This is a genomic window from Thioclava dalianensis (assembly GCF_000715505.1).
In the GTDB taxonomy this organism is placed as follows: domain Bacteria; phylum Pseudomonadota; class Alphaproteobacteria; order Rhodobacterales; family Rhodobacteraceae; genus Thioclava; species Thioclava dalianensis.
Map to the genome: position 1 here is coordinate 1 of NZ_JHEH01000048.1, position 20,329 is coordinate 20,329.

The 20,329-nt window shown below is 59.8% G+C and carries 20 protein-coding genes and 1 pseudogene; 3 read left to right on the forward strand and 18 right to left on the reverse strand.

The window, feature by feature from the left end; all coding sequences use genetic code 11:
- The coding region (locus DL1_RS19135) for a type IV secretory system conjugative DNA transfer family protein (protein WP_038069551.1) at nucleotides 1–1,355 on the forward strand (1,355 nt) is incomplete at its 5' end.
- 90 nt (nucleotides 1,356–1,445) lie between these two features.
- On the opposite strand, the pseudogene DL1_RS22155 reads toward DL1_RS19135, so the two are convergent.
- Nucleotides 1,446–1,610, reverse strand: a pseudogene (locus DL1_RS22155) (transposase); the annotation flags it as partial.
- A gap of 230 nt (nucleotides 1,611–1,840) precedes the next feature.
- On the opposite strand from DL1_RS22155, the gene DL1_RS22365 reads away from it, so the two are divergent.
- Together DL1_RS22365 and DL1_RS19145 are read left to right on the forward strand one after the other, a co-directional pair.
- Complete coding sequence (locus tag DL1_RS22365; RefSeq protein ID WP_038069510.1) at nucleotides 1,841–2,134, forward strand: nucleotidyltransferase domain-containing protein; 294 nt, start codon at nucleotides 1,841–1,843, stop codon at nucleotides 2,132–2,134.
- Nucleotides 2,131–3,825 (forward strand): TIR domain-containing protein, encoded by a 1,695-nt coding sequence (locus DL1_RS19145; RefSeq protein WP_074855040.1) that lies wholly within the window; start codon nucleotides 2,131–2,133, stop codon nucleotides 3,823–3,825. The genes DL1_RS22365 and DL1_RS19145 overlap by 4 nt, the downstream gene beginning before the upstream one ends.
- Nucleotides 3,826–3,849: 24 nt before the next feature.
- Here DL1_RS19145 and DL1_RS19150 read toward each other — a convergent pair whose 3' ends face one another.
- The 17 genes from DL1_RS19150 to DL1_RS19230 all read right to left on the reverse strand — a co-directional run bounded on the left by DL1_RS19150 (nucleotide 3,850) and on the right by DL1_RS19230 (nucleotide 20,326).
- Nucleotides 3,850–6,582, reverse strand: a complete 2,733-nt coding sequence (locus DL1_RS19150) for a hypothetical protein (RefSeq protein WP_162178773.1) — start codon at nucleotides 6,580–6,582, stop codon at nucleotides 3,850–3,852.
- Nucleotides 6,579–6,773: a transposase gene (locus DL1_RS22370; protein WP_038069517.1), complete on the reverse strand. Its 195-nt coding sequence runs from the start codon at nucleotides 6,771–6,773 to the stop codon at nucleotides 6,579–6,581. Before DL1_RS22370 ends, DL1_RS19150 begins: the two co-directional genes overlap by 4 nt.
- Before the next feature lie 58 nt (nucleotides 6,774–6,831).
- A complete protein-coding gene (locus DL1_RS19160) occupies nucleotides 6,832–7,974 on the reverse strand; it encodes an STING domain-containing protein (protein ID WP_143081774.1) in 1,143 nt (380 codons plus the stop codon).
- 114 nt (nucleotides 7,975–8,088) lie between these two features.
- Entirely contained in the window at nucleotides 8,089–8,484 is a 396-nt protein-coding gene (locus DL1_RS19165; protein ID WP_143081773.1) for a hypothetical protein, read from the reverse strand.
- Nucleotides 8,485–9,457: 973 nt separating this feature from the next.
- The gene (locus tag DL1_RS19170) at nucleotides 9,458–10,483 is read right to left on the reverse strand and encodes a TrbL/VirB6 family protein (protein ID WP_038069525.1); all 1,026 of its coding nucleotides are present in this window, start codon (nucleotides 10,481–10,483) and stop codon (nucleotides 9,458–9,460) included.
- Nucleotides 10,483–10,902 carry a hypothetical protein gene (locus DL1_RS19175; RefSeq protein WP_038069528.1) on the reverse strand — a complete coding sequence of 140 codons (420 nt, stop codon included), beginning with the start codon at nucleotides 10,900–10,902 and terminating at the stop codon, nucleotides 10,483–10,485. Before DL1_RS19175 ends, DL1_RS19170 begins: the two co-directional genes overlap by 1 nt.
- Nucleotides 10,903–10,918: 16 nt before the next feature.
- Complete coding sequence (locus tag DL1_RS19180; protein ID WP_038069531.1) at nucleotides 10,919–11,953, reverse strand: ATPase, T2SS/T4P/T4SS family; 1,035 nt, start codon at nucleotides 11,951–11,953, stop codon at nucleotides 10,919–10,921.
- 1 nt (nucleotide 11,954) lies between these two features.
- Nucleotides 11,955–13,280: a TraB/TrbI/VirB10 family type IV secretion system protein gene (locus DL1_RS19185; protein ID WP_038069533.1), complete on the reverse strand. Its 1,326-nt coding sequence runs from the start codon at nucleotides 13,278–13,280 to the stop codon at nucleotides 11,955–11,957.
- The gene (locus DL1_RS19190) at nucleotides 13,277–13,978 is read right to left on the reverse strand and encodes a TrbG/VirB9 family P-type conjugative transfer protein (RefSeq protein WP_149917079.1); all 702 of its coding nucleotides are present in this window, start codon (nucleotides 13,976–13,978) and stop codon (nucleotides 13,277–13,279) included. Before DL1_RS19190 ends, DL1_RS19185 begins: the two co-directional genes overlap by 4 nt.
- The gene (locus DL1_RS19195) at nucleotides 13,975–14,622 is read right to left on the reverse strand and encodes a VirB8 family type IV secretion system protein (RefSeq protein WP_038069536.1); all 648 of its coding nucleotides are present in this window, start codon (nucleotides 14,620–14,622) and stop codon (nucleotides 13,975–13,977) included. Before DL1_RS19195 ends, DL1_RS19190 begins: the two co-directional genes overlap by 4 nt.
- Nucleotides 14,623–14,636: 14 nt before the next feature.
- The gene (locus DL1_RS19200) at nucleotides 14,637–15,434 is read right to left on the reverse strand and encodes a type IV secretion system protein (protein ID WP_028095516.1); all 798 of its coding nucleotides are present in this window, start codon (nucleotides 15,432–15,434) and stop codon (nucleotides 14,637–14,639) included.
- Nucleotides 15,431–16,597 (reverse strand): lytic transglycosylase domain-containing protein, encoded by a 1,167-nt coding sequence (locus DL1_RS19205; RefSeq protein ID WP_038069538.1) that lies wholly within the window; start codon nucleotides 16,595–16,597, stop codon nucleotides 15,431–15,433. The genes DL1_RS19200 and DL1_RS19205 overlap by 4 nt, the downstream gene beginning before the upstream one ends.
- A 4-nt stretch (nucleotides 16,598–16,601) precedes the next feature.
- On the reverse strand, nucleotides 16,602–16,817 hold the full coding sequence (locus DL1_RS19210; protein ID WP_038069540.1) for a hypothetical protein: 216 nt from the start codon (nucleotides 16,815–16,817) through the stop codon (nucleotides 16,602–16,604).
- On the reverse strand, nucleotides 16,814–19,198 hold the full coding sequence (locus DL1_RS19215) for a VirB4 family type IV secretion/conjugal transfer ATPase (RefSeq protein ID WP_038069543.1): 2,385 nt from the start codon (nucleotides 19,196–19,198) through the stop codon (nucleotides 16,814–16,816). Before DL1_RS19215 ends, DL1_RS19210 begins: the two co-directional genes overlap by 4 nt.
- Nucleotides 19,188–19,466 (reverse strand): VirB3 family type IV secretion system protein, encoded by a 279-nt coding sequence (locus tag DL1_RS19220; protein WP_009574151.1) that lies wholly within the window; start codon nucleotides 19,464–19,466, stop codon nucleotides 19,188–19,190. Before DL1_RS19220 ends, DL1_RS19215 begins: the two co-directional genes overlap by 11 nt.
- A 9-nt stretch (nucleotides 19,467–19,475) precedes the next feature.
- On the reverse strand, nucleotides 19,476–19,790 hold the full coding sequence (locus tag DL1_RS19225) for a TrbC/VirB2 family protein (protein WP_051693698.1): 315 nt from the start codon (nucleotides 19,788–19,790) through the stop codon (nucleotides 19,476–19,478).
- Nucleotides 19,787–20,326 (reverse strand): lytic transglycosylase domain-containing protein, encoded by a 540-nt coding sequence (locus DL1_RS19230; protein WP_038069549.1) that lies wholly within the window; start codon nucleotides 20,324–20,326, stop codon nucleotides 19,787–19,789. Before DL1_RS19230 ends, DL1_RS19225 begins: the two co-directional genes overlap by 4 nt.
- Nucleotides 20,327–20,329: the final 3 nt, after the last annotated feature.

Here is a 20,329-nt window from a genome sequence, read left to right on the forward strand (position 1 = left end):
ACTATTCTGCCCCCTCCGGCATCAGACCCCAGATGGAGCTTAAACTCACCGCGAAGCTCTTCCTGCAGACCGACAATGAAAAGCTGAGCGGGCTTTTGGCCGGGGGTATCGACCTCTTCGTGGCGGCCGGGCTTCTGGCCTTCGAGCGCGGTGTGCCGACCATCGGCGAGATCTACCGCATCACCGCCTCGGGCGGCGACAAGCAGAAGGAGTATCTGAAGCGCTCGCAGGAGGTGAAGAACAAGTCGGCCAAACTGATCTTCGAGCGTATGGCATCGACCAACAACGACACCCTCACTTCCTACCTCTCCCTCCTGATGACATCGGGCCTCGACACTTGGGACAACCGCGCGATTGACGCGGCCACCGCGACCTCTGACTTCTCATTCCGGGATATCCGCCGCCGCCCACATGCTATCTATCTTGTGGTCGAATCCGAGATGATCCGCCCGCTTGCCCCGCTGATCCGCCTCTTCTTTTCGGACCTGATTGCCTCGCTGCAAGCACAGGAACCCGGCGATGATGAGCCTTGGCCGGTGATGATCATGCTCGACGAGTTTGACCGGCTCGGGAAAATGCCAATCGTCGCCGAAAGCATAAAGACCCTGCGCTCCTTCGGCGGTAACCTCGCCATCGTGACCCAGACGATCCCGGCGCTGGACGAGATCTATGGCGAAAACACCCGCAGGTCGCTGCAGGGCGGCGCCGGGGTAAAGCTCTACCTCACCCCGTCCGAGCAGAAGACCATCGAGGAATTGAGCCAGGCCGTCGGCAAGACCACCAAGCGTGTGGTGACCCGCTCTCGTGCCGTCGGGCGCAATCCATTCGAAGGGCGCAGCGTCTCGGAGAGGACAGAAGATACCCCGCTCCTGACCGAGGATGAGGCCCGGCGCATGGACCTCGACGAGGTCATCCTTGTGATCGACGCGCAGATGCCGATCCGGGCAAGAAGGGTGAAGTATTTCGAGGACCCGGTGTTGAAGGTTCTGCACGCCGGTCAATCGGGAAGCTTCCCGTATCCGGACGAGGAAGGCGTGCGGCGAGATCGGCAGATGTCCGAGACCCGTGAGACCGTGGAGAAGCTGAAGCTGGAATTGCAGGAGGTTCGGGCGGCTGCAGGTGCGCAGGGGTCTGAGGCGAACGCGCTGCCCAAAGCGGCTCAATCTCCCACGCTTGATCCCAAGCCTGTGCCGCCGGGCCGGGCGCGAGGGAGGGCTGCACGGGCCGCCGCGGGTCGCGCAGGGTCAGATCGGCTGTCCTTCGATCTGGCTGGGCTGGGGCTAAAGGAGGTGAACACGACCCAACTTGCCGCGGCAGTGCAAACAACGCGGACGATCATCGAAGCCCATGGGTGATTCATGGCGGCCATATTCTCGACGATGTCACGCCGAACCTACGATAATACACACAGTCAGCACACAACTGCGGCCCACCGCGTTGAAGTCACGCTGACTCATCTTCGATGTTCGCCCAAACCGGGGTTTGCCGCCTGTGGAATGCTGCTTCGGCACCAGAGCGAGCCAGGCAACAAAGTCGCGGCCACAATGGAAGGTTTCCAAAGGTGGGGCGAAAGCGACCATCGCCCTCACCGGGCTGACCCCTGGCATGGTCTGGGTGCTTCGCGCTGCGGTATCTCGGGCTGCTTCGAGGTGCAGGCGCGCCTCAATACTCTAGTTCAATCAGACCTACAGGTATTGATTTCCGACTATTGCAAAAATGGAACGATATTGGTTAGGTGTAGGGTGTCAGTATGACCAGACCGTTGAACCGGATCGCGCGGCTTTCAGCGTTGCTGATCGAAGCTAATCATTAGGAAATGCCACAAACGCATTCGCCCTCCATGCTCGTTTTTGATCTCCAAGGTTCTCTGCCTCGCGAGAAACTCAACGCGTATCACGGCCTTGCACTAGTTGGGTCATGGGCACGTGGAGAGGCTGATGCTGCAAGCGACGTAGACGTTCTGTTCATCGGCTTTTTGCCCGCTGAGTATGATTTGGTCCAGGAAATCAAGCTGCGGTTGGGCCAGGTCGCCCCAGCCCGAATCGACGCAATAAAGGCAGAACGTCTTCCGCCAAAGGTACTGGCATCGCAGCTGGCTGACGCCATTCATTTTTGGCCTGAGAGGACGTTTTGAAAAACGTATTCCTTAGCTATTCACGTTCTGACACGGAGCTAGCATTTTCGCTTGCAGCAGAAATCGAGCTTCTAGGCTACTCTATATGGATTGACCGAGAGATTGGAGGAGGTCAAAACTGGTGGGCGGAAATTATATCAGCGATCCGAAACTGCGACGTTTTTGTGTTTTGCGCTTCAGGCGATTCGCTTACGTCCGAAATTTGTAGAACTGAATTCGATTACGCCGTTGCATTAAGGAAAGTGATCCTTCCCATCTCGCTTGCTGAAATGGAGGTCGTTCACCCGATGTTGGCGGACCGCCACGTAATCTCTTTCCTGAGCGCTGATTATGGTCACCGCAAAGAAGTTGCAAAGGCGTTGTTGGGGATACCGCCACCGCATCCGGCGCCCATTCCCGAACCAGACTCGCCACAGCTTCCTGCGATGCCTCTCGTCGAGATATCAAGGCGATTGCGAATGGCAGTGCTCACACTAGAAGAACAGGAGGACATACTGCGCTCGTTAAATGAACTGCTTACAAAACGTACGCGCGTAAACGAGGTTAAAGTTCTCGCATCAGAGTTTCGGAAACATGCATCAGTCGCATTGCGCGTAGCCTCCGAACTGGATCGGATTCTTGAGATATCCCCAGCATGCATCTCGAAAGAGCGTATGGAGCTTTCCGTTGACTGGTCCATAACGCTTGATACACCGGCCTCATCAATCATCGGACGAGATAAGGGGGCTGCCTTGATTGTTTTGTGCAAAGAGGGGCGCTTGCTTGAGCTCGAAACTGATCGCGGACGAAAGATCCGATCTGTAGATTTCAATATCTCCGTAAATGACATGGATGTTTCGGAAAAGGCCGGAATTATCGCTATAGCTGGCTCAAAGGAGATTGTGCTTCGAAGCGTTCTTGGCACACGCGATCCGTTTGGTAATACGTACGACCACACTATTGGAATAGGAAGGGTGAATGGGCTTGACTCAACAACGCAGGGCTATGATGTAAATATTGCTGAAGAGGAGGACGCCGGGACTGGTAAAGATCCGGAAGAATATCGGGACAAGACGGTTATTTTTTCCATCGCTGGGCCGACTGGCCAATTAGTAGATGAAATTCCCCCATTTAGAGTGGTCTCTTTGGACAACGCATCCGAACGCGTTGCGTTTGGGCTAGATAATGGTACTGTTTTGATTTGGTGCCTCAGGTGGCATGAATTGATTTGTCGAATTGCTTTACCAGATGCCGACAGCGTGCGAGCTTTGCGCTTCATCGATGGTGATTTGTTCGTGGGTGATTACGAGGGTCATCTTTACAAAATTGACTCGGAGTCGAAAGTGGTCGCATTAGCTCAGCAACAAAAGGGCGCGATCTGTGCGATTATTGAGGACGATGGTTTTGGTAATCTCGTGACCCTGACTGTAAACGGGCAGATTTCGCGCTATCGACGCAATGACTTAGCGGAATTGGAGACAAGTAGGCTCGAGGTGCATTGTGTAAGTGCAGATGCACCCAGCTATGGAGAGCTTGCTGTGGTTGGGCACCGGGAAGGCGTCATTTCATTGGTTTCACTTAGAAGCTTGGACAAACTTGCGAGCTATCAGTTTCTTGATGGTCCGGTGAGTGCCGTTTTTTGGTCAAGAAACGGCGAGTGGATTTCCGCTACAGATGGCTCTAAGCTGGTATGTATGCGACCCGCGTTGTGAGGGTTGCCAAACGAGACCGTCGCTTCAAGGGCGCGGCTCAATCAGTATGATTTCGCGCTGAATCTCTCCTGCGCGTCTTAATGTGTCCAACGTGCCGCCCGCACGAGCCGCTCCGCCACGGTCGATCACGAACACTACCACATTCGTACGGCGTAACAGTTCGCCAGCTTGCCCGATGTGGCCGTCACAGATCGTCAGCATGGATCGATCCGTAATCTTTTTGATGTCCTCCTCTTCAATAGTGGTCTGAGCTGTCGCAGCTGACGGATTTTCTGTGAAGAGCACCCGTTTTCCGTCGTCACCGTAGCCCGCAAAAGGGAACAGTAGTACAGGATTTGGCAGTCCTAGCGTTGCCCACGCCTCCACCGCCGCTTGATCAGCGCCGAGCGCGTATCCGGTCACCAACTGGTCTACGCCCTTCTCGATCACTAGGTCCATGAAAACCTGCCTGAGCCGTTCGGTGACCGGGGTGTTGCCTCCGAAAGCCGAAAGGTCACGGTGACCGACAACACCTACTACCGGACTTCCCGCTGCCCGCCAGTTCCAGAATCCTTCGATTAGCGTCGTGTCGGGAAGTTTCCGCCGCAGTTCGTCGGCTACGAGGTTTGCAAGGGCTAGAATTCGCTCGTTCGGTTGCTTGGTGAAGTCGAAGCGGATGCGCGCGGGCGGTAGATGCCTTTGTCTGTCGATATGCGGCGCAAGGCACCTCATTACCACCGACACGAGATCTGCGGGCTCATTGGGTGCTGTGCGTGCGTTCAGGTGTAAGCGCAGTTCGGAGACGTCGCCACGCAACGTCCCGTTTCCGGCCACGTGAGCTACACACGTCCCAGCTTCACTATTAACAGCGAGAAATACCGTTCGAACTCGTGCCTTCTTGAGTAAGAGGTGCGTCGCCTCGATCCGCTGGGAGAGAAGTGCGCGCAGCATGACCACGTCGTAGCGGCGGGTCTCGGCGTCGCCGAGTTCGAACCAGTCATGCATATTGTTGTGAAGCCGCCGAACGTCGTTGCGCATCCTGCGGTCTGGACGCGCGGTTGGCAAGAACTGCGCGAGCGCACGCTCCGTGGTCCAACGGTTGTGCTCACAAATGGCTGCGTCGCGGATCAGGAGAGCGGTATCTTTGTCCACCTCAACGAGGCTCGTGCGGTCCTTCAACCAAGCCTGAATGTCCGACTCTTGGTCGATCCGATCATATGCGAGGTTTTCGTCGACCGCTCGCAGCGTCGCGGCCAGCCGGGGGTGGGTTCTAGGCACACCATCGGCACCAATCACAGCAACCGCGCCGAAGTCCTCGATTTTCATCACCGCATGGCGGAAGAGCGCTCGATTGGCCTCGCGCTTAGTCTCGGGCAGGCTCCGCCAGTCCTCGGACTGCCGTCCGAACATCTCATGCTCGGCTTTGAGATACTCCGAATGCAGAGTCCTGGGGAAAGCATCAGGGTCCTCGTCAATGAGAGGCGATCGAGCGATTACGCTGTCTATGGACCCAAAGGTATGCGCGAAGCCAAGCGGGTTGGCCGAGAGGTCTGGCGCGTCTTCGACGTGACCAGTGGGGGTACGAATGTAGATCGGCGCGGGGTCGATATGGCAGGCGGCTATGGCGCGATGGAGCGCAAGGCTCGCCCGCAGGTTCAGTGCGTCATCTCCCGTCGCAAAGACCCAGCCCGAAACGCGCGCGCGCAACCCGTCTATGCGCGGATCGTGCGCGAAGTCGAGCGTCTCTGCATAGCAAGGCAGGAACTCGAAATCGGGTCGTGCAGCGGGATAGAGTGCGCCCCCTTCCGGCTGAGTGAACCAGGCTGGGATGCGGCTGCGCATCCGGGCCTCAATTGCAGAAGGAGCGCGATCGAGGAAGGTGATCTTTGGCGGCCCAAGCCCGACGCGCCAGGCCGTCAGCAGCGCTTCGACCGCGATCGCCTCGCCTTGGCTGCCGCACCCGACGATGGCAAGGTGCATCCGCTCTGCCCCGCTTTCAAGAGCGAAGCGGTCGAATCGGGCGTCGGCGATCATAAGCCGCGCGACCTCATCGGCGATCGAGAACCAGCGCAGGTTGGGCGCGCCGAGGAACCCGGCAACCGTTGCTTCGGCGATCTGGGCGGCCACGGCGCTGTCGTTCAGCACCACGCGGATATCCCGCTCAGGGCTGGGCAAGTGCCGGCGAACGGCCACCGCCGTGTCGATGGCCCTCAAATCGTCAGTGTCGCTAACATAAATTCGTTCGGCCTTTCCAGCATAGACACGGTCAAAAACGCGCGGGTCGGACGGGTCGCCCTCGATTAGCAGAACGCCGTCCATCCGCGCCCGCGCGGTCAGTTCGGGCGTCACGGCGGGATGCACCGCAGTCACACGCCGGATGCCGCCGTCCTGCCGCCAGAGCGCCGCCCCGATGGCCTGTCCCACCGGACCGTAGCCGAGGATCACGGCACAGGCTTTGCCCCGTAGGCGCAACCAGCGGCGGATGTTCTGGCGCACCGTAGGGAAGAATGCCTTCAGGATCGCCCAAACCGCCGTGATCAGCGCACCGAAGCGTGCTGCCTGAAGGAAAGGGTTCATCTGCAGCTCTACGCCACCAATGTTCGTTACAAAGTTCATGAAGAAGAGCTGAAAGGACAGGTAGGCGACCTCCCAGGGGTCTGAGACTCCGGCAGTATGAAATCCTAGCACACCAAAGAGAAAGCTTAGGGTCGCGGCCGCGATCAGCAGTCTGCCGCTCCAGTCACGCGGCATACCACGGCGGGCAGGGCGCCGGCTCATGACGTCGCCCCCATGCCCCCTGCGGCCACCCGTACCAGCGCCAACGCGGCTTCACGCATCCAAGAGCGCAAGACACTCACTGCCCGTTCCAGTTCCCGGCAGAATTGAGCAATCGAGACGCCTCGCTCGATTGCTAGCTTAAGCGCCCCGAACTTGAACTTCAGGCTAAATCTCTGCCTTATCATATCCATTCTTCAGTTCCATGGTCATGACTTTGTCTTCGCGTCCACTAAACAGACAGCAGGCCAATCAAAGATACTGAGCACCGATTTCAGCCAAGAGGTTCGGAAGCGACTCAATCGTGGTCCACTTGAAACGCCGCGAGACGTTAGGAACCTCCTTGTCATGCCGATAGTAGAAATCTATGGATCTCTTGACGCGCAGGATCATGGCATCGAAGAGTTCTTCCTCCATCGTGCTCCGGCGCTCTAGTTCTTCTTCATTCAGGTCCGACCTAAAGAATGCGCTATAGATTGCGGAATATTGCAGGGCATACAGGAACGTAGGCACTTCAAGAACAACCAATCCTCGAGGCTCGACGATCTGTCCCTGTTCGCGTTTGGCGAGAATGTGGCCGCCAAAATTCCGGAAGTCAGCTTCGTCCTTACCCCTGTTGATGTGGAAGTCTACTAGGGCAAAACCCAACTCGTCCAGGCTGCCCTCAACAAGCTCAAAGTCCCTTACGTAAGAACCTGTCAGACGTGAGGGCGGCTCCACAGCAACGTACATTTCGGGAATTTTTTCTTCAAACTCAATGCGGTCTTGTCCCGCGGGACGGAGCATTCCGCTACACTTCCTGCCGAAAAAACCATTCGTTCGTTCAAACCTGCGAAGGCTGTTTCTGAAGTAGCCCGCAGCCAGGCCGGATGCGGCAGACACGTCACTGAGAGCAAGGCCATCGAAATACTCGGAAATCTGGGTTCGGGAGAAACGCAAGGGCGTCACCCTGGCGGAGAAACAATCCTGCAAGAAGTTGTAGAGCTCGATATGCGACGCCGCTTCGGTATCAAACTCCTCGACGTTTCGGAAGTTGAGAATCCCAATTTCACCTTGGAAATAGGCCGGCAGTTCGCTTCCAGAGCAAATGAAGAAATAAGGTCTACCCAAGGATTGAACAATGCCAAACTCGTAGGCAACATTGGCGGAAACGTCGGTCAAATTGAAGATAACAAGGTCCGATCCCAAGAGCTCATCCATGAACCCCGAGAACAGGCGGCCACCCTGAAGGACGGGCGCTTTAACGCTGTACTCGGTATCGACAATCTCTCCAGCGACGCGAAGTCTGTCGATCGCATCTGACACGATCTTCGCGGTCGTGATCGTGTCATCGCTCCGAGCAAGGCTTTCGTTGTAGCTCGGAACCATGCGCCCCAAAATTAATACTTTTCTCATTCCTCACCCTTCAAATTGAACTACCAGTCAAAGATGTTCCTGCATGAGGTCCTGAGCTGAAAAGATACGCCGAAATATTGGTTGCGACCATCCCCGTGGCGCCCCTGTTTGCCGTCATTCAAATAACACGACTGTTTCAAATTTCCCAGCCTTGGGATCAAGGAGGGTATTTTCAACCGATAGACCTGCTTGCGCAGCATAGTCTTTCACCACGGCCACAATCTGATCATGCCGTCTCACCAATTCGGAACGGTCGCTCTCATCACTATAAGAGGGGTGAATGTCCTGAAACACTAGCTTCATAGCGGGTGCGAGCGGGAAACCCTGTCCCTTGAGAAGATGCAAGGCTTCAATGGCGCGGTAGTCATCGTCGGGATTCAGGATGAAGTCCGAGAAAATGATCGGTGTCTTGCTAGACTTGGGAGATGTCACGCGCACGAAGAACCGCGAGGAACCTTTGGCCATGATTTGAAATGAAAAATCATCGGCGCGGGTGTAAAGTTCACTCAAGATCAAATCCTTTCCTAGGCCAGATCCAGTGCTCTCAGGTACTGCCGCTACACCCTACTGGCGGCGTCTCGCGTCGCTGCCATCTTAGCCGTCAATAATCGTCCCACGGAGCAGGCCTCCCGAGCCTAGAATAGTAAGAAAAGAAGGCTAAGTGAAGTGCTGATGACTTCGCAGAACGAGCTGCCAACCGGCGGGGCCACGAGGCACGCTCAATGGTACACAATTCCTAAAGGACTCTCCTGTGCAGATTTGTAAGTCTGCTAGCGGATGACAGGTTGAGTCCGCTGCTATTGGATATGGTGAACGCTGATCACAGGCCGGGTGTGACGGCCGGGCTGGTGAGGTATGCGATGATGCTTACCCCGACTCGGCCCGTGGTTCTCGCGGCTGGATGACACCAGCCGGAACTCCAACGATCAGGTCCCGCCACACATCCTCGCCCGCTCTCGCATCAAAGCGTAGTCCACCACAATCTCCGCGATCGCCGGTCCCCCTGGGATCAAAGCCAGCTCCTCGGCCGCCCGAGCTTGGAACTTCCAGCTGTACTCGACGACGGGCGGAGACGCCCCGAAGTTGGCGACGTCAGAAGCGCCGGCCGCGTAGCTGCTCAGTCAGATCGTCGCGAGAAAGAGGACGGCGCGCTCGCGGAACTCGGCCGTGTATGTCGGGGTGTGCTTCTTTTTCGATTCCATAAGGGTCATCCTCTGAGAGTTTTACCCTATCGGAAACCCGTTGCAGTTCACACCGCTCAAATCGGCCTCTTTCTTTCCACTATCAATGCGTGGCCTTTCAGCGCGAAGGCGAGATCAATTCACTGGCCTGTTGAGCATATGATCGTCACGGAACTTGCATACAAAGGTTGATTGCCAAAGAGCGCGACGAGACACGAAATCACGCGATCGAAACATGAACATGTGCTGCACATGGCAGGTTATAAGTGACTGACATTGCTTTTTAAAATCGCCTAGATCCCTCATTGGACTAATCTCTTCGCCCTTTGTGATATCCTGTTCAACTGAGCGCTGGCGGTTTTTGCAGCTGCCCTTACAGCAGCTGGACTCTGCACAACTCCTCGCCCAATCACCTCCCCGGTGCTCAATGCGCCGATCCGCGACCTGCCCTTCACGCCGTCGGTATTGAAGATCCCCCGCATGATCCCGGCCGAGCCAGAGACCACAGCGGGTGCCGCAGCCACCATCAGGTTTCCAGAGATCCCCCGCACGATCAGGGGCGTTGCCGCGACGAAACCCTTCGCCAGGAACACCATCACGAAGAACGGCACCAGCGAGCCGATATTAGTGGCTGAGTTAGGATCACCGAGCTGGGCCAAGAGCGAATTCGCCATGCCGACGACGGTCGAAAACATGGCTGCGATGACGATGGGGTAAAAGGCGTAGCTGATCGTCGTCGAGACCCATCTGTGGAAGAAATCCTTGGTTGCGTCGAAGAGCGACAGCGCGATCATGATCGGAGCGAGGCCCAGCATCAGGGTCAGCATCATCTTGGCGAAGATGAGGACGATGCCGGTCATGAAGCCAAGGAGGCTGAGGAGCACCAGGCCGATCCCACCCAGGATCGCGCCTGTCATCCAGTTCAGATTGCTGCCGATCGCGTTCAGATATGTCGCGAAGCGCTCGATCAGGTTGTCGAACTCTCCCGCGAAATGGGTTGCGCCTGCGCCACCCCCGCCAACGGACGACACCAGCGCGCCCGCTACATAATCGAGCCCACCGATGACGGCATTCGCAACCGCATTAAAGTTGGCCCAGTTGAAGGCGAAGAGGCCTATCAGTGTGAGCTTGATCAGGTACCAGAAGAAACTTGCCCCATCCATGCTGCGGAACTGGAATGCCATGTTGATGCAGACGCCGATTAGCGAAAGCGTGACCATCAGCAGGACGATCGTGCCGGTATTGCTCGCCACGGCCCCGAACTGGGACTCGGCTGCATCGACAAGGAAACCGTCAGCGGTTTCGACCATCCAGCTGACGACGCTCATTACCAGTTGCCTTGTGCTTCACAGAGGTCCTGTACTGCGTAGCGCAGATCATTGCGCTGCTGCCTGATGTTCCGCTGCGCTGCTGTGTGTTCTGCAGCGGAGGCCATGAGGTACCTTTCGTTGAATTCTTCCGAGGCACCTTCCCAGGATGGAAAGCGGATATCGCAGTTGCAGCTACCTGTTTCGACGATCTGTTCCCATGCTCGCAGTTCGTAAAGGTCCATCAGCGTCAGCGCCTTGTAGGCTTCCCGCGGATTGATTTCGTCCATCCAGGTCGGTCGCGCCGGACGATCGTTGCAGATCCGGTATTGTTGCGGCGACATATCGACTGTGAGATCGTTTGAGACCTGAGGCGAAGTCTGCGCCACAAGGGGGCCCGCCAAGGCGGCAAGCATGAGTGCGAGAACTGGTTTTCGCATCTGGGGGGGTCCTTTTTTACTCAGCGGCAACGGAAGGGCTCTTGTTGCCTCTGCCGTCGACCGTGTCGAGGTTCAAATCTGTGGTTTCACCCGGGAGGAAGAATTCGGTTATTCCGCGCGCGCCTTCATGGCGGCCTGCCTGAATGATCACGTCGATCGAGCCTTCGATGTAATCGATCATGTCGGCATAGGTCATCGGCACATCCGTTTTCAGGGCGGCGATGGCGAGGCGACGAACAGCAAGTTGTGGGGTCTCGGCATGGAGCGTAGTCAGCGATCCACCGTGGCCGGTATTGATTGCCTCGAGAAACGTCATCGCCTCGCGCCCGCGGACTTCGCCTAGGACGATCCGGTCAGGTCGCATGCGAAGCGTTGAGGCCAAGAGCACATCGGCACTGCGGGCATCCGTGTCCCGGTCCGCGATCAACGTCACGGCATTGGGCTGCTCGGGGCGCAGCTCGGCCGCCTCCTCGATAGTGATGATCCGCTCTTCGGGCGCGATCAGCGAAAGGATCTTGCGCGCCGCGACCGTCTTGCCGGTCGATGTACCGCCCGAAACGATCATGTTGAGCTTGTTCTCGACGCAGAAGCGCAGCGCGGCGTCGATGTCGCCGGACCTCACCACATCGCGCAGCGCGGCGTTTCGTTCGCGCCGCAGACCTTCGAGGCTGCGCTCCTTTCCAAAGAGGAAGCCGAGCCGGATTGCCTCCAGCGGCAGGGAGGAGAAGAACCGCAACGATATTGAAAACCCGCCCTCGACTGCCGGCGGCTGGATCACCTGCGCGCGGATCGGGCGATCTCGATATAGGATCGAGACCGAGACAATGGGCTTCTTCGTGCTGAGCGTCGTCGAGGCGGCCGAGGCGATCTGGTTGCCGAGGTCCTTGATCTCGGTCTGGCTCAGCGGGCTGCCGAGACCTCGCATGAAGTGATCGCCCTGGAATTCGCCCCAGACTTGTCCGTCGGGATTGATGCAGATCTCGATCGTGTCGTCGCGCAGGACCTCGGGACCGAAACGGTCGAGCGACGCTTCCAGATAACTTGCAGCCATGTCAGAAAATCTCGAGGTCACGATCAACCATGACCGTGATCCGTGTACCCTGGTCGACATGTATCACCGGCCGGATCGCCAGATAGTCCTGCATCACGCTTTGCGTACTATCGCGCAGGTCCGTGCCGACATCGCTTGCAACATCGGCCGCCGCCTCGCTGTCGATTTGACCCGCTGCAGCCGCAGGCAGGGCGCCGATCAAGGAGATCAGCGCGGCGGAGCCGAAGCGTTGTGCGAAACGGGTGTCGACAAACCCGGTGGTGCCAGTACGGCCGAGTTCGTCTCCACCGAAGGCGCTAATCTGAACGGTCTGATTATCGGGAAGGATGATCCGGTCCCAGGCCACCATGACGCGCGATTGGGCAAGTGCGACATCGGAGCGGTAGCGCCCGATCAGCCGCGCGCCGCGCGGGATCAGGATACGCGTTCCATCGAAAGAATGGACGTCTTCCGAAACGATGGCGCGGATCGCGCCGGGCAGTGTGCTGTCGAGGGCCGTCTCTGTCAGAGCCTGAATCATGGTGCCCTGAACAACCGTGTTCGATGGGTTCGCGATCACTTCGGCACGTGTCACCTGCGCAGGTTGTGCGCCCGAACGAACAAAGGCTTCATCTGCATTCAAACGTGCGGCTTCCAGCGTGTTCTCCCTATCCGCACCCGCGCCCATCCCGGAGAACGCGATCATAGGAGACGCGATACGCTCTGCGCGGGCCTCAGCTTCGGCTGCGCGCCGCCTTTCGAGTTCGGCCAGCCGCAATTCTTCTTCACTTGGTCCCAATGAGGTCGGCTCTGGTGGTGCAAGCCGTGCAAGTTCCAAGTCCATGCGGAGCTGATCCAATTCGCGGTCCCGCTCGGTCAGCTGCCGCTCGAGGGCACGCTGAGCCTCGGCGGATGCTTCCTGTAAGGTGGCAATTTGCGCCGTCAGGTCCGCAATCGCCTGCTCCGCCCCGCTATCCGCGGCCTCGGCCGGTCTTGCGCGCAGTTCCTCGAGTTCCGCTCTCAATGTCGCAAGACTTTCCATCAGCGCGAGTTCCGACTCGCTCGGACCTGTGTCCGCAGGCGGGGCTTGGCTGGGCTCCGGGGCAGAAATCGGCGCCAGATCTCCGAATCCGGGGCCGCTGCTCTGAAACTCTTCCGGCGCGGCGGTCGCCATTGGTGCTTCTGCCGACGGCTGTAGGGCAGCCCACGCCAGACCACCTGCTGCGGCGATGCCGACGACTCCAAGGATCGCGGCAAGCGGTGCAGGCCGCTTGTTTGCCTTCGCTTTGCCTGTCGAACCTTCGAGAGCCGCGAGGCGCGCGGCGAGGTCTTCCGTACCTTCGGTCATGATGTGGCCTGTCCTGCGTCCTGGACGCAAATCACCTCTTCGCCAAGGCGAAGGACCCATTGCCGGTTGACGCCGGACACGCGGATGACGCCGTCACTCAATGCCTGGCTGTTCACCGCGCGTTCCCTGCCGTTCGAATATCGGAAGATGGCGGGCACCGGCGCATTCCGTGCGAACCGGAAATACGTGAAGGTACCATCATCCCAGATGGCCGTCGGCGTGAACTCTTCTCGGGCACTGACCGCATAGTTCGCGTTCGGCGCATCGGCCGCAACCGCCCTGGTGGGTTGCACGCGGTTTTCAGGATAGCGGAACTGCACGACATAATGCGGCGTCTCCCGGGCTTCGACGACGTGGAAGTAGTAGGAGCGGCGGTTGGTGTAGACGGTGATGTTGGTGGCGACGCCAGATGCTGTTGGCTTGATGGCGAAGGCACGGCCACCCGGGACACCGTCGAATTGAAATCCGACCGTATCGCCGGCGATGATCGAACGGATGGTTTCACCCTCACCGAATTCGACCGTGGTGACGCGGGTCAGAGTCGTGACGACACGGTAAACCTGGCCTTCAGTCCAGGTCGCTACGCGCACGCGGTTGTCATGAGAACCTGGGCGGGGCGTGGTCTCGGCCAAGGCAGTCGATCCCGCGAACGTGAGAAAACTGGCGGCCAACAAGGTAAAGATTGGAGTGCTAGTCATTCGGAACGTTCCGATCGGATGGCATATTGGGTGACGGTGAAACCGAAAGGGTTTTGCCAGACATCGTCGATCGCGCGGGTCCGCTCGGGCCGGAATTCGAACATCAACGTGGCAGTGAACGATCCATCCTGTACCCCCTGAGGGCTGGTCAGGCGCTTTCTGAGCCGCACCTGGGCGCGGTTATCGCCAATAAGGGTGATCGATGCGATCTCGACAGCCATCTCGGCCGCAGCCCCGTAACGCGTCGGCGGATAGCTGTCCTGCCCCGATGTCCACATCGCGCGCATGCTGGCCTCGGCCGATCCGGAAGACTGTGCCAGGACACGGCGGACACGAAGATCGTTGTCGAGCTGGTTGTAGGTTTCGCGGTCGAAAATGTAGCGGTAGATTTGCGCTTCGATCACGGCAGGCCGTTCGGCGAGCGACACGGTTTCAACCGTGGCATTGGGGAGCGCCATCCCGGTCGCGGGATCGTAGGGCACAACCACGGGAGGCGGCGTCTCGACCATCAGCGCGACAGCCGCAGCCGTCAAACAGCCGAATACGCCGAAGCCTGCCCCGGAAATGCCGATCATCCGCCAAAGCTGTTCCCGGCGCAGGGCACCGTAGACAAGTTCCTCTTCCACGAGCTCGCGCGCAGTCATCACCCCTGCCCTACTCATGGCTCAAGGTCCGGCAAGGTGAAGTCCATGTAGCGGCGTTCTTCGGCAACGGTGGCGGCGTCAACCACGCCTGCATTGCCTGCGCCTAGGGTTTGGATCGCTTCCAGCTCCCACATCCGGGTCATGGCGATGGCGAGTTCCGCCGTGACGCGGGTGTTATGATCCATCGAGGCTTTGAGATCCTCCATGTCCGGGATCATCTCGACCAGACGTTCCACCCGTTCGAGAGACTGTTCCGCCTCTGCGTGGCTGTTCTGCGCCGCCGCCGACATCACAGCACCTGTGGTTGCCCGCGTGGCCACGCCTTCGGCGCCCGGATTGCCGCTGGTGGCGATCTCGCGGAGTGAATCCTCGTCGAACCCGGCGCTTGCCAGCGCCTGTTCCATCTGCGTGCGCATGGGCCCGGCATTGGGCCCGATGAGCGCGCTCCAATCGCCCGCCTGGATGCCTCGGATCAGGCCGGGGATGTCTTCGAAGTTGGCCTCAAGCAAGGTATCGAGGTCCCCGCCCATGGCAAGTCCGAGGATGCTGCGCGGCCCGGTGAGCGAGGCATACATCTCGTTCAGCTGATCGAGTTGGCTTTGCAGCATGTCCAGTTGCTCCAACGCATTGTCCAGAAGATCGGTCTGGATCCCGAAATCCTGCAGCATCTGTTGAAGCTGGCGGATTTCCTGAGCAATGTTCTGAGTGTCCACCGTGGGCACACCCTGTGCCGCGACAGGTCCGGTGACATTGAGGGCAAGCGCGAGAGCGATGCTACCGGCGAAAAGGGAACGGGGCAGGCGCAGGTTCAACGCAAATCCTCCTGACTAAAATCCATGTATTGCCGTTCGGCAGCTTGCGCTGCCGCCAAGGCGATCTGCTCGGCACTGAGTGGCTCGGTTCGGGCGGCCTTGATCCGGGTCCGGATTGCTACCAGCCGGGCCAGTTCGGCCCGGGCATAGGTGTTGAGCGCGATGGCCTCGTGGAGATCCTCGGTCTCACCAATGCGGGTGATGATGTCCTGAACCCGCAGGGCGGCGGCACGGACCGAGACCAGCGAATAGTCGCCATAGACCCCTGCGCCGTGGGCCGAGAGGCTGAAACTCGCGTTGGCGAGGAGCACAGGGTCGATGGTGCCGAGCGCATCGATGCCGCCTACAGCCGCGAGGTAGCTGTTGTACTGCTGCGGGATCACCACGACATAATGCTGGGTTTCCGCGAAAGGCGGCACACCGCCATAATCCTGCACATTGCCAGGACCGGCGTTATAGGCGGCTAGCGCATGGATAATGTTGCCATCGAACATGTTCAGCATTTGTGCGAGGTATCGCGCACCGCCGGTGACCTGCAGATAGGGATCGTCGTAATAGGCCGGGTAGATCCCGAGATCGCCCGCGGTACCGGGCATGATCTGGGTAAGTCCGAAGGCCCCCACGGGTGAGCGTGCCCCGATCTGGAAACGACTTTCCTGCCAGATCAGCGCCTGCAAGAGACAGCGCCATTGCACGAGCGAAAGACCTGCGCGGCCGACCCCGGACAGACTATGGGTGTCGCGTGCTGCGCGGATGATCAGCTCCTCGATCCCCTCCCTGGCATCGCCGAACATCCGCGCTGCCGCTGGATTGGTGTCCTCGGGCGCATAAAGACTGGCGGCGGCGCTTTCGACGTCGTCTACCGCCCCCTGCCCCGCCTCGAGCCCCGCCACGGTTCCGGCCACGTCTCCAGCGCCAAGCGACATGGCATCCATCAGCCCTTCGAGGGAGGCGAGTTGCTGGCGCTCGATTTCGGCCAGTTCCTCCTCGCGGCTTAGCCGGCCCTGCTGCAGTGTCAGGTCCCGATCGGTCTGCTCAAGGATGGCCTGCCGCTCTGCGAAGAGGCGCGGATCGAAGGTCGGCACGCCTTGGGCGACCGCTGGCCCCGCCGTGGGACCTGCCAGTGCAAAGCCGATCATCGAGAGAGGAAGCCAGGTCCGCATTGGCTCAGCCGCCCGCCCCCAAGAGGACGAAATCGCAGGCCGTGTCGCGGCGCGTGACCTCCGCCCCCATGGTCGAGATCGTGGCGGTGGCGGTTCCTGCCTGCGCAGGAGCCTCGCGAAAATTGAAGCAGTTGGCTTGCGGGGGGTTATGCTGCGCACAGGCTGTCAGGGTCAGGCCGAGCCCGAGCAGCGCGACGCTGCGAATGATGGTACGGGTCATGTCACTCTCCAGAAATCAGGACGTTCGCGATAATCGGCGCCGACAAGCGCTTCGCCCTTCTCCATTCCGCCAAGGATGGTCACGAGCGGGCCGAGCGCGCTGAGATCGGCATCGATCACGACGGAACCACGGTCGTCGCGTACAAGCGCGAGCCGCGAGGCCGAGCCGACGCCCAGAAGCACGTCGAGCTCTTTCTCGGTCAGGCCGAGCATCGCGTAGTCAGCGGCGGAAGCACGAATATTGGGCAAGAGCACCTGCGTCGGCACCGCTTCCACGATGGTCTTGCCGGTGCGCGTGCGCTCGAGCTGGCTGGCATATTGCGTCATCATCACGACGACGGCGTTCTGCTTGCGGGCGGTCACCAGCCAGTTGCTGAGTCGCTCCGCGAAGTAGGCGTTGTCGAGGGCTTTCCATGCCTCGTCGATGACGATGATGGTGGGCTTGCGGTCCTCGATCACCCGCTCGACCCGGCGGAAGAGGTAGGACAGGACCGCCATGCGTTCCCGCTCGCTCTCGGAATCGAGGATGCCGGTGAGGTCAAAGCCCGCGACGTCTCCATCGATGCTGAAACTGTCCTCGGCATTGGCCCCGAAGATCCAGCCGTAGCGACCCTCGGCGGTCCATTCCTGCATACGCTCGAAGAGATCGCCCTCGTCATCGGTCGAGACCAGCAGCGAGGCGAAATCCGACCAGTTCCGTAGGCCCGCATGTCCTGCGCTCGCGTTCTGGCGTACGACCTCCTGCAGTCGGTTGGTCTGCACCGGGGTCAGAGGCCGGTCGCGGCGTTCGAGAAGACTTGCAAGCCAGTCGGCAAGCCAGGCCTGCCCGCGGGCGTCGATCTCGGTCTGGAGCGGATTGAGGCCCGTGGGCCGTCCGGCCCGCACGGTCGAATAGCTGCCGCCGAGCGCGCGGACGGCCATCTCCATGCCCGCGCGATAGTCGAATACAAAGACCCGCGCACCTGCCCGCCGTGCCATGGTCATCAGGAAAGCCGCCAGGACGGATTTGCCGGAGCCGGGACGGCCGAGGATCAGCGTGTGGCCTCCCGTGGGCTCGCGATCCGGCGCGCCCTGTTCGTGGAAGTTGAAGCGAAAACCACTGCGCTCGGGTGTCGGAAAGAGCGTGATCGGCACGCCCCAGGGGACTTCCCGCCCTGTCTTTCCGAGCGGGGTGCGGTGGAAGGTAGCGAGATCGGCGAAGTTGTGGTTCGTGATTGCGGCCTTGCGGCTGCGCGCCCCTGTGTTCCCGGGATGCTGCGCCATGAAATGCGCCCGCGCCCCGAAGGCTTCCGAGATCAGGTTGATCCCGGAAGTGGCGGAGATGTTGCGGATTTCGGCCGCGATATCGTCAAGCGCCGTCTGGGTGCGGGCATAGACGGCCACGGTCATGTGGTGCTCGCCGAAGATCAGGCGTTTGGATTCCAGATCGTCCTGCGCGAGTTCCAGTTCCTGGGCGAGACTGACGGCTCCGTCATTGGCGGCCTGCATTAGCCGCAGCTGCCGCTTGATCCGGCCCGCCATGATGTTGGCGTTGATCGGCACAAAAGAGTGCGTGACCACCATGTCGACGGGCAAGTTCAACTCGTCGAGCATCAGGCTATCGGTCTTGGCGGGGTAGTTCTTCACCGCAAAGATCGCCCCGAGCTTGTCGCCGACGGCACCGTCCGAGAGTGCGATGGTCGTGCCGCGGAAGGTGACGCGGGTATTTGCGACGTCCTCGGCGATCACACCGAGGCGCGACCGGGGGAAGAGCGGGTGCTCCTCGCCTGTGTTGAGTGAACCGAGGAAGCCCAGAAGCTTGCCGCTGCTGGCGGCCATCAAGCGGGGCTTCAACTCGTCGAAGGAGGACAGCAGAAACCCCACGACCTCGTCGAGCTTGCGCAAGCGGCGGGTGGTGTCGGCCGCATGTCGCGAGCGAGACGCCCCAAGTCCTAACGGCAAGCGGCTGCCGGTCTCAGGTCGCTTCAGCACCGTCAGGGTCAGCGTCTTGTCGCGCAAGCCCGCGCGGCCGAGATGCGCGTGCCATCGTTTGTCGACGGCGGCAGAAAACCCCTCACCCGGAATGGGCGGCAGGGTCACGTCGACCGCTTTCGAGACCTTGTGCAGGTAGAATGAGAACTCGGTCCCGACCTGCGCGACGATGCCAGCCAGCAACCCTCCGATCCGGTCGAGATGCCCGTCCTCGCTCGTGGTGCTGTTCACCCCTTCGAGGCGGATGCATTGCATCAGCTCGTTGCCGCGTGTCCGGATCGTTCGGTCGTTCACGAGGCTCACATAAGGCAGCATCATTGAGAGCCGCTTCTCGCCCTTGACCCATGCGGGTAGCGCGGTCAGCGGATCGATGGCGTTCTCAACCTCATCGGCAATTCCATCACGGGGCATAGCTGTCGCCTCCGTGCAGCTTGCGGTTCGTCGTGGGCGGGGTTTCCTGCAGGGTGATCACCAGGACATCGAGGAAGTTCGGATCCCAGTCCGCGGCTTTCCAAAGCGCCGGCCAGGCCAGCCCCGCGAACACAGCCACCACCCAGCTCTGCACCCAGAGGAACAGAAGCGTCGAGCCGAAGAGCCAGACCATTGCGTACATGATCGGCAAGCCCATCAGCTTGGGTGGCCTGAGAAGACCGATGAACACGCGGGACTGGTCAGCCATGGATGGAGCTCAGGTGGTCCAGATGGCGGCGACGATGGTGGGTGCTGCGGCGATGCCGGCGATTGCAACCACGACCCAGAGCGCCTGACGAAAGTCGAGGATGCCAAAGAGCCAGGAAAGGAACACCCCGATCAGCGCAAGCGTTCCGATCACGATCCCCAAGGGACCGGTGATCGCATCGACAATGCCTTGAAGCAGGGTCTGCACCGGCGAGAGGTCAATGCTCTGCGCAAGCGCTGGACCCGCCAGCACTATAAGGGCCATCGCGCCGGACGCGGTGATCGCCCGCGTGCGGAGCACGCTTTGACGTTTCCTCGATGTCATGAAAGATCTCCTCTGAGCCGCTCAAACACGGCAGTCACACGGGCCACATGCCCTTGGGTTTCTCGAAAGGGGGGGATGCCGCCGTGGCGTGTGACCGCCTCAGGGCCAGCGTTGTACGCCGCAAGGGCCAGAGAGCCCTCGCCGAACTGGTCGAGCATCATCAGCAAGTAGCGGGCTGATCCGTCGAGGTTCTGCGCAATGTCATGTGGGTCGACGCCGAGATCGCGGGCGGTATCCGGCATAAGCTGGCCAAGGCCTATGGCACCGACAGGGCTACGTGCAGCCGGATTGTATGCGCTCTCGACTTCGATATTGGCCCGGTAAAGGAGCGCCCAATCAGTGACTGAAAGCCCTGCGCGACGCAGCGCACCATGCCCGGCATACCGTAGCGCCGTGGTCTCGATCGCATGGAGGATTTCTGGAGTGGCGTGGGCGGCAAATCGAGCCGGGATCGCTGTCTCGCTCGTTGGGTCAGGAACGCGAGGTTCTGCGAAGAGAAAAAGACGCTCGTTTGCCTCTTGAGAAGTGGAAATCAATTG